Origin of the sequence: Streptomyces sp. NBC_00353 (assembly GCF_036108815.1) — a bacterium.
GTDB lineage: Bacteria > Actinomycetota > Actinomycetes > Streptomycetales > Streptomycetaceae > Streptomyces.
The window spans coordinates 7,316,367-7,325,757 of record NZ_CP107985.1 but is presented as its reverse complement, the minus strand read 5'-3'; the positions used below and the strand labels follow the sequence as shown (position 1 = coordinate 7,325,757).

At 72.9% G+C, this 9,391-nt stretch carries 8 protein-coding genes; 7 read left to right on the top strand and 1 reads right to left on the bottom strand.

What is annotated here, in order from left to right; genetic code table 11:
- Window positions 1–387 precede the first annotated feature (387 nt).
- Window positions 388–1,122 (bottom strand): VIT1/CCC1 transporter family protein, encoded by a 735-nt coding sequence (locus tag OHA88_RS33015; RefSeq protein ID WP_328628181.1) that lies wholly within the window; start codon window positions 1,120–1,122, stop codon window positions 388–390.
- 262 nt (window positions 1,123–1,384) lie between these two features.
- Here OHA88_RS33015 and OHA88_RS33010 point away from each other — a divergent pair, with 262 nt between their 5' ends.
- Genes OHA88_RS33010 through OHA88_RS32980 form a run of 7 tightly spaced genes read left to right on the top strand, consistent with a single transcriptional unit; the run spans window position 1,385 to window position 9,309 of the window.
- Window positions 1,385–2,677 carry an ADP-ribosylglycohydrolase family protein gene (locus tag OHA88_RS33010; protein WP_328628180.1) on the top strand — a complete coding sequence of 431 codons (1,293 nt, stop codon included), beginning with the start codon at window positions 1,385–1,387 and terminating at the stop codon, window positions 2,675–2,677.
- Entirely contained in the window at window positions 2,674–3,927 is a 1,254-nt protein-coding gene (locus OHA88_RS33005) for an ADP-ribosylglycohydrolase family protein (RefSeq protein ID WP_328628179.1), read from the top strand. The genes OHA88_RS33010 and OHA88_RS33005 overlap by 4 nt, the downstream gene beginning before the upstream one ends.
- Window positions 3,881–5,056 (top strand): ADP-ribosylglycohydrolase family protein, encoded by a 1,176-nt coding sequence (locus tag OHA88_RS33000; protein ID WP_328628178.1) that lies wholly within the window; start codon window positions 3,881–3,883, stop codon window positions 5,054–5,056. The genes OHA88_RS33005 and OHA88_RS33000 overlap by 47 nt, the downstream gene beginning before the upstream one ends.
- The gene (locus OHA88_RS32995) at window positions 5,053–6,417 is read left to right on the top strand and encodes an ADP-ribosylglycohydrolase family protein (protein WP_328628177.1); all 1,365 of its coding nucleotides are present in this window, start codon (window positions 5,053–5,055) and stop codon (window positions 6,415–6,417) included. Before OHA88_RS33000 ends, OHA88_RS32995 begins: the two co-directional genes overlap by 4 nt.
- A complete protein-coding gene (gene rbsK, locus OHA88_RS32990) occupies window positions 6,414–7,298 on the top strand; it encodes a ribokinase (RefSeq protein WP_328628176.1) in 885 nt (294 codons plus the stop codon). The genes OHA88_RS32995 and rbsK overlap by 4 nt, the downstream gene beginning before the upstream one ends.
- Window positions 7,295–8,494 carry a CaiB/BaiF CoA transferase family protein gene (locus tag OHA88_RS32985; protein ID WP_328628175.1) on the top strand — a complete coding sequence of 400 codons (1,200 nt, stop codon included), beginning with the start codon at window positions 7,295–7,297 and terminating at the stop codon, window positions 8,492–8,494. The genes rbsK and OHA88_RS32985 overlap by 4 nt, the downstream gene beginning before the upstream one ends.
- Window positions 8,491–9,309, top strand: a complete 819-nt coding sequence (locus OHA88_RS32980; protein WP_328628174.1) for an HpcH/HpaI aldolase/citrate lyase family protein — start codon at window positions 8,491–8,493, stop codon at window positions 9,307–9,309. The genes OHA88_RS32985 and OHA88_RS32980 overlap by 4 nt, the downstream gene beginning before the upstream one ends.
- Window positions 9,310–9,391: the final 82 nt, after the last annotated feature.

The following is a 9,391-nucleotide window of genomic DNA, read 5'->3' as shown; positions in this document are numbered from 1 at the left end:
CGTCGTCGTGGCATATGCAGTGCCGAGGGACGACGTTGGCCCTCTGCGAAATTTCGTGCAGGTTACATGATGGGCTGCTTCTCAAGAAGCGGATAGCCCGTTCCAACATGCGGACACCGCATGGAGCGGTGGAGCGGGTCGCAGTCGGAGGATCGGCGCCCGGGGGACCACAGAGAGCAGGCGTCGTTGCCTGCGGTGTCTACGGCTCATGCCCAGTGGTAAAGGAAACGAAACCGCCGAGTAACGGCTACTTATGTGCAGCACTGTATAGAGACTCATTTTACGTCCGTTGGGGTGGTTCCGCCCAGAGGCGGAACCCAAGACGTACGTCACACGGATTGCAGGCAGATTGCCTGCAGGCGGATTGTGCGAGCGGCGCGGGCGCGATCAGCCGCCGACGGCCACACCGAACAAGGTGCCCAGGCCGTACGTGATCGCGGCGGCCGTCCCGCCGAGCACCAGCTGCCGCAGCCCGCTGAACCACCAGCTGCGGGCCGTCACCCTCGCCACCACCGCCCCGCAGCCGAAGAGGCCGATCAGCGCGAGCAGCACCGCGGGCCACATCGCGCTCGCACCGAGCAGATACGGCAGTACGGGCAGCAGCGCGCCCATCGCGAAGGCGCCGAACGACGAGACGGCGGCGACGAGCGGCGAGGGCAGATCGCCCGGATCGATGCCGAGCTCCTCGCGGGCGTGTATCTCCAGGGCCTGATCGGGGTCGCGGGACAACTGCCGGGCGACCTCGCGGGCGAGCCCGGGGTCGACACCGCGGGACTCGTAGAGCGCGGCGAGCTCTTCCATCTCGTCCATCGGGTGCTTGCGCAACTCGCGCCGCTCGACGTCGAGTTCGGCTTCGACGAGCTCGCGCTGCGAGGCCACGGAGGTGTATTCGCCGGCCGCCATGGAGAACGCACCGGCGGCCAGACCTGCCAGGCCGGTGATCACAAGCGTCTGCTGGGAGACCGAGCCACCCGCGACGCCGGTCATCAGCGCCAGGTTCGAGACCAGCCCGTCCATCGCGCCGAAGACCGCCGGACGCAGCCAGCCGCCGTTCACATCACGGTGGGTGTGGTTGTCGCGGTGCGCCTCGTGCAGTACGGCGTCGGTCTCGATGATGGACACAGCTCTCCCCTTCTCCAGCAGCGGGTTCTGCTCGCCCCACCCCGCTCAACACCACCGAAAGTACGCACGAAAAGGATCCCCCGCCAGCAAGCCAGGCCGTACTTACCTGGCCTCTGACCAGGTAAGTACGGCCTGCCTTACGAAGGGGATCCCGTCATCCGAGTGGCCCTTTTGTTGTGTTTATCGGCCTCTGTCGGTGCTCCGCGTGGCACAGATCGGACAGGTACGAGAACTGGCTCGGTACGAGCGAAGGGTCGACGCGATGGAGTTGATTGCAGGCAATCCGGCAGAACCGCGCACGGGCGGGGGCACGGCGGAGGCAGCCCGGAACGACGCGCACCGCGCCGACGCGAGCGTCACCGACGGTGCCGGCCGCCCCGACCGGGCCGACCGGGCCAGGGGTGCGCTCCTCGGCCTTGCCGTGGGCGATGCGCTGGGCGCACCCGCGGAGAACCTGCGACCGTCCGAGATCCGCCGTCGCTGGGGCCGGATCGAAGGCTTCGTCAGCGACGACCCGGCCGGTACCGACGACACGGAGTACGCGATCTTCTCCGGGCTGCTGCTCGCCCGGCACGGCTCGGCGCTGACCGTCACCCACGTCGAGCGGGCCTGGCATCTGTGGATCGCCGACCTGGACGAGGGGCCGTTCCGCGGTGCCGGGTTCAGCGAGCGCGGCACCCTGGAGAACCTGCGCCGGGGCCTCGCCGCCCCGATCTCCGCCCAGCACCGGCACGCCTGGAGCGACGGGCTCGCGATGCGCGCGGCCCCGTTCGGAGTCTTCGCGGCAGGCCGGCCCGCGGAGGCCGCGCGCCTGGTCGCGATCGACGGGCAGGTCAGCCACGACGGTGAGGGCATCTACGGCGGCCAGGCGGTGGCGGCCGGGGTGGCCGCCGCGATGGCGGGAGCGGGGGTCACGTCCGTCATCGCGGCCGCCCTGTCCGTCGTACCGATGGACTCCTGGACCGCGCGCTCGCTGCGGCGGGCTGTGACGGCCGCGCAGCACAAGCACCCCGACCGCCTCACGAGGGAACGCGCGGTGCGCTCCGCGGTGGTGGTGGGCGGCTACCCGTGGACGGACCTGGCACCGGAGGCGGTGGGCCTGGCGTTCGGTGCGTTCGCGGCGGCGCGCGGCGACTTCCGTACGGCGGTGCTCACGGCGGTCAACATGGGCCGCGACGCGGACACCACGGCAGCGGTGGCGGGTGCACTGGCCGGCGCGCTGGGCGGGGTATCCGCGATCCCCCGGAACTGGGGGCGGGCGATCGGCCCGGTCCGAGGCAGCTGCCTGCCGTCGATGCGGGGCCATCACGTCCTGGACATCGCGGAGCTGCTCACACCGGACGAGACGGACGAGCCGGACGGTGCGGAGAACGGCGGGAACCGCGGGGACAGCGGGACCGGCAACGGCCACGGGACCGGCGCAGCCGACGGGACCGGCGGGGCCGGCGGCACCTCCGTCGGCACCCGCCCCGCCACAACCCGGCACGCCGCCGCCCACGTCGACGGGCCGTCGGGTCCGTCCGCCGCGGACGGACCCGCGGCGGTGGTGTCATGACTACCGCGCGGGACACCGAGCCCCACCCGGAGAACCGTTCCACCCCGCCCCTGAACCGACCCCTGCCGGGGCGCCGGGCCCGGATCGAGGGGCTCCTGCTCGGGCTGGCCTCGGGGGATGCCGCCGGGTGGCCCGCGGCGCGTCACCGGGCGGCCCGGATGCCCGAATGGACGCGTCGGCTCACCCGGGAGCTCGACACCTTCGCCGAGCAGAACGCCACCACCACTCTCCCGGTGCCCATCGCACTCAACCAGCCGCCCGAGCCACTGCGGCTCGGTCCCTCCGACGACGCCGAGTGGGCCGCGTTCGCCGCCGGGACCGTACTGGCTTCGGCGGCCGGCCCGCTGCAGGGGCTCTCCCCCGACCGCCGGATGCGGGCCGCCATCGATGTCGCGTGGAACGCGCTGGCCGCCGAGGTGGCCGCGGCCGCCGCACGGGCGCCCGAGGTCGAGTCGGCGGTTCTCCCGCTGCGCGCCCGGATCTCGGTCCGGGCCGGGCTCGGTAATCTCGCCGCCGGGCTGCGGCCGCCCGCCACCGGTCACGACAACCCGCACTACTTCGACGACGCGGCCTGTGTACGGGCTGCCGTGCTGGCGGTCGTCCACCCCGGCCGGCCCTGGGCCGCCGCCGAACTCGCCGAGTTCGATGCCCGGTACACCCAGGACGGCGACGGTGTGCACGGCGCCCGTGCGATGGCCGCCGCGATCGCCGAGGCGCTGGGCGGGGCCGATGTCGACACCGCGGTGAACGCCGCGCTCGTCCAGCTCCCCGAGGGCACCGAGATCGCCCGCAACGCCGCTCACGCCGTCCGGATCGCCCGCGACTTCGTCGGCGAGGCAGCCGGCGCCTTCGCGCTCGTACCGGTACTGGAGCACCAGATCGTCGACCACGTCTACAGCTACGGGATCGCCGCGGCCGAGACCGTACCGGTCGCCCTGGCCCTGACCACCGCGGCCCGTGGCGAGATCGCCCAGGCCATTCCCGCGGCGGCCTGTCTGTCGCGGGTCGCGGACTCGGCGCCTGCCCTGGCCGGCGCGCTGACCGGTGCGCTCGGCGGCATCGCCGCCGTCCCGGACGGCTGGCGCGAGGCCTGCCGCACCCTCGCGGGATGCGCGCTGCCCCGTCTCGCGGGCACCGATCTCATCGAACTCGCCGGGCTGCTGACAGACACGGAACCAGCCCCTCCGGGTGGACAATTCCGGCATGACGCCGATTCAGAACAAACCACCCACCGCGCTCGGTCTCGATGACCGGATCACCGGCGCCCTCGTCGGCGCCGCCGTCGGCGACGCGCTCGGCGGGCCGGTCGAGGGCCGGTCCCCCGAGCAGATCGTCGAACGCCACGGCGGCCGGATCACCGGCATCGTGGGCCCGTGGGACGGCGAGGACTGGCGCACCGCCCGCCCGATCGCCCCGTATCACAAAGGCGACGGTCACGTCACCGACGACACCTTGATGACCCATGCGCTGGTACGGGTGTACGGCACCGTAAAGGACCACCTCGACGCGTACTGCGTCGCCGACCATCTCGTACCGGAGCTGATCTCGACCCCCCGCTGGATCCCGGAGCTGGAGGCCGAGGCGCTGCCGCTGCAGCGGATCTTCCTCGCCGAGAAATGGATGGTCGCCCGGCTGCACTACGGTCATGTCGATCCGCGCGAGGCAGGCTCCGGGAACATCGTGAACTGCGGGGCGGCGATGTACATGGCGCCGGTCGGCCTGGTCAACGCCGCCCATCCGCAGGCCGCGTACGCCGAGGCGCTGGACGTCGCGGGCGCCCATCAGTCGTCGTACGGGAGGGAGGCCGCCGGAGTCTTCGCGGCGGCCGTCGCCGCCGCCTGTGCGCCGGATGCGACGCCCGCCACCGTCGTCGACGCCTGTCTGTCGCTCGCCAAGGACGGGACGCGGACCGCCATCGAAGCGGTCTGCGAAGTGGCCGTGCGGTACCGGGACTTCGAGACGGCACTGACACCACTGCGGACCGCCGTCGCCCCCTTCGACACCGTCGGACCCGACTACCGCGCACCGTCCCTCGGCGCCCGCCGCCCGTCCCGGCTGCACGCCATCGAGGAGCTGCCGATCGCCCTCGCAATGCTGCTCGTCGCGGACGGCGACTACCGGCACGCGGTGCTCGGCTCGGTCAACTACGGCCGGGACTGCGACTCGATCGCCACGATGAGCGGTGCGCTCGCCGGCGCGCTGCACGGCGAGGCGGCGATCCCCGCCACCTGGGTGAAAACGGTCGCCGAGGCCAGCCGCCTCGATCTGCACGCACCGGCGCGGACACTGACGGACGTCGCCCGCGAGGTGTTCGTACGGGACACCGCCCGGCGGCGTACGCACGAGGCGGCGTTCGCGACGCTGGCGGGTACGCCGTGACCGTGCGGGTCACCTGGGTGCAGCCGGAGGATCTGATCGGGCACGAACTGCGCCAGGCGGCCGAGGACGGACGGGACGTGCGGGACATCGAGCGCCGCTGGTACGCGGCGGGCGGCGCCCCCGCCCCGGAGCGCGCGGGCGCGTCGACGCCCCCCGCGCCGCCCGCACTCCGCGCGCTCGCCGAGCGGCTGCTCGACGAACTCGCGCTGCTCGACTCGACGTCGGCCGTCGACGAGCCGACGGATCTGGCCGCGATCCGGGCGGCCTGCCCGCACTGGCCGGCTCCGCGCGCGGAACTTCCGACGGTCGGCAAGGCCCGGCTGGAGGCGGCCTGGCTGGGCCGCGCCGCCGGCTGCCTGCTCGGCAAGCCCGTCGAGAAACTGCCTCTCGCGGGGATCCGCGCACTGGCCCGCGCCACCGGGAACTGGCCGCTCGCCACCTGGTTCACCGCCAGGGGCCTGCCCGACGAGCTGACCGCCGCGTACCCCTGGAACCGCCGCTCCGCCGCCACCTCGCTCGCCGAGAACATCGACGGGATGCCGGAGGACGACGATCTCAATTACCCACTCCTCACCCTGCTGTTGATCCAGCGGTACGGACCGTCCTTCTGCACCGCCGATCTCGCCCGGCTCTGGCTCGACGAACTCCCCGCCGGCCGGACCTTCACCGCCGAGCGGGTGGCGTACCGCAATCTGCTCGACGGAATCGAGCCGCCGGACACCGCCCGGCACCGCAACCCGTTCCGGGAATGGATCGGCGCCCGGATCCGCGCCGATGTGCACGGCTGGACACACCCCGGCGACCCGGCGGCCGCCGCCGAGCAGGCCCACCGGGACGCCGTCCTCACCCACACCGGCAACGGCGTGTACGGGGCGATGTTCACCGCTGCCGCGCTCGCCGAGGCGGCCGGCGGGGAGACCGATGTACACGGCTGCCTCGCGACCGGGCTGCGCGTCGTACCGCCGCGCTCGCGGTTCGCGCACGCGGTCCGCACCGGGATCGACGCGGCCCGCGGGCAGCCGGACTTCGATGCGGTCGCCGACCGGCTGCACGCCGCGTTCGGCGCGTACCACTGGGTCCATGCGCTGCCCAACGCCGCGCTGCTCGCCGCCGCTCTCACCCACGCCGACGGCGACTTCTCCGGCTCCATCTGCCGTGCGGTCTCCGGTGGTTGGGACACGGACTCGAACGGTGCGACCGCCGGTTCGCTGGCCGGTCTGCTGGCCGGCCGGCCCGACGCGCTGCCCGTCCGGTGGACCACCCCGCTCAAGAACCGTCTCGCCACATCCGTCCCGGGTTTCGACTCCGTCGGCTTCGACGCACTCGCTGAACTGACCTACCAGGAGGCACTCCGCCCATGACCGCCATCGCGGTGCTCGGCAGCACCAATATGGACCTTGTCGCCTACGTCGCACGGGCCCCGGAGCGCGGGGAGACCGTCACCGGAAGGGAGTTCCGCACCATCCCCGGCGGCAAGGGCGCCAACCAGGCCATCGCCGCCGCCCGCGCGGGCGCTGACGTGCTGATGATCGGCGCGGTCGGCGACGACGCGTACGGGGTGCGGCTCCGGGCCGAACTCGAGCACGCGGGCGTCGAAACCGATCTGCTGCACACCGCCGAGGGCCCCAGCGGCACGGCGCACATCGTCGTCGACGACACGGGTGGCAACGCCATCGTGGTGATCCCCGGCGCCAATGGCACCGTCCACACGCTCGGCCCCGGCGAGATGGCCGCCATCGCGGAAGCCGATCTGCTGCTCCTCCAGCTGGAACTGCCCCTGTCCGCCGTGGTCGAAGGGGCCCGGATGGCCCATGCGCAGGGCGTACGGACGATCCTCACCCCCTCCCCCGTACAACCCCTGCCGGACGAGCTCTTCGACACCGTCGACCTGTTGATCCCCAATGAGCACGAGGCGGCCGCACTCTCCGGGAAGACCGAACCCCACGCGGCGGCCGAGATCCTGCTCCGGCACGTCCCCGAGGTCGTCATCACCCTCGGTTCGAAGGGCTGTTTGTACGCGGCCCGGGGCGGCGAAACGGTCCACTTCCCCGCCCCGCAGGTGACCGCTGTCGACACCACCGGAGCCGGGGACACCTTCGTCGGGGCGCTCGCCGTGGCCCTCGGCGAAGGACGGGCCGTACCGGAGGCCCTCGCCTGGGCGTCGACCGCTGCGGCGCTCTGCGTACAGAAACCCGGCGCCTCGACCTCCATGCCGTACCGCAGCGAGATCGACGCCGCATGACCGCGCCCACGGAAGCACCCCTCTCCGGTCTGCGGGTCCTCGACCTCGCCACGCTCTTCGCCGGCCCCCTCGCGGCCACCATGCTCGGCGACTTCGGCGCCGAGGTGATCAAGGTCGAGCATCCGCGCAAGCCCGACCCGTCGCGTGGCCACGGCCCGACGAAGGACGGCATCGGCCTGTGGTGGAAGCTGCTCGGCCGCAACAAACGCAATCTCACCCTCGACCTCTCCACTCCCGGCGGGCGCGACGTCCTCCTCCGGCTGGCCGCCTCCAGCGATGTGATCATCGAGAACTTCCGGCCGGGGACGCTGGAGCGGTGGGGCATCGGCTGGGAGGAGCTGCACGCGGTCAACCCGCGGCTGGTGCTGACCCGGGTCACCGGCTTCGGCCAGTTCGGCCCGTACGCGCGCCGCCCCGGCTTCGGCACACTCGCCGAGGCGATGAGCGGTTTCGCCGCGATCACCGGCGAGCCGGACGGGCCGCCGACCCTGCCGCCCTTCGGCCTCGCCGACTCGATCGCCGCACTCGCCACCGCGTACGCCGTGATGGCGGCGCTGGCCGGGCGGGACCGCACCGGGGAGGGCCAGGTCGTCGACCTGGCGATCATCGAGCCGATCCTCACCGTGCTCGGCCCGCAGCCGCTCTGGTACGACCAGCTCGGCTACGTCCAGGAACGCACCGGCAACCGCTCGCGCAACAACGCCCCGCGCAATACGTACCGCACGTCCGACGGCCAGTGGGTCGCCGTCTCCACCTCCGCCCAGTCCATCGCCGAACGCGTGATGCGTCTGGTCGGCCGGGCGGAGCTGATCGACGAGCCGTGGTTCGCCTCCGGCACCACCCGCGCCGAACACTCCGACGAACTCGACGAGGCGGTCGGCACCTGGATGGCCCGGCACACCCGCGACGACGCGATCTCCGCGTTCGAGAAGGCGGAGGCGGCCATCGCCCCCATTCACGACATCCGGGACGTGATGGAGGATCCGCAGTACCGGGCCCTGGGCTCCGTCGCCGAGGTCCCCGACCCCGAACTGGGCCCGCTCCGGATGCAGAACGTCCTCTTCCGGCTCTCCCGGACCCCGGGCTCGATCCGCTGGGCGGGCCGTCCGCACGGCGCGGACACCGAGGAGATCCTGACCGGGCTCGGCCTGTCAGGACCGGACATTGCCGGGCTACGGGCGGAAGGCGTCCTGTGACCGCAGCCGAAGAGGTGCATCTGACGTGGCTGTACGTTCCCGGGGACCGGCCGGACGTGGTGCGCAAGGCACGCGACTCGGGCGCGGACGTGGTGATCGTCGACCTGGAGGACGCGGTCGCACCGGACCGCAAGGACTACGCCCGGTCCGCCACCGTCGAGCTCCTCACCGAACCGGCCGCCGGCACGGCCGCGCCGGTACATGTCCGGGTCCACACAGAGGCCGACGTCCTGGCCCTGGCCGGCCTGCCGGGCCTCGCCGAACTGCGCCTGCCGAAGATCACGCATGCCGCGACCGTCCACCACATCGCGGCGCTCGCCCCCGGCGTGGCGCTCTGTCCGCTGCTGGAGTCGGCGCTCGGCATCGAGCACGCGTACACGGTCGCGGCCTCCCACCACCAGGTCCGCTCGATCGCCCTCGGCGAGGCCGATCTCCGGGCCGATCTGGGGGTGCGGGACGACCGGGGCCTCGACTGGTCACGCAGCCGGGTGGTGGTCGCCGCCCGCGCGGCCGGCCTGGCCCCGCCGACCCAGTCGGTGTTCCCGGACGTACGGGACCTGGACGGCCTGCGGCACTCCTGCGCGCACGGCCGCGCACTGGGGTTCATCGGCCGGGCAGCGATCCACCCCCGGCAGCTACCGGTGATCGAGCGGGCGTTCCGGCCCACTTCGGAGGAGATCGACTCGGCCCAGGAAATCGTGGCGGCGGCCCTCACGGAGGCAGGCGCACTGGCGCTGCCGGACGGCCGATTCGTGGACGCGGCGGTGGTGGCAGCGGCCCACCGGACGCTTGCGCTGGCAGAACGGGTGAGCTGACGACGGAGACCCAGCCCCTCCGGCACACCGAATCCAGCCCCTGCGGCGATCGAGGAGCGGGGGGTTCGGAGGCGGAGCCCCC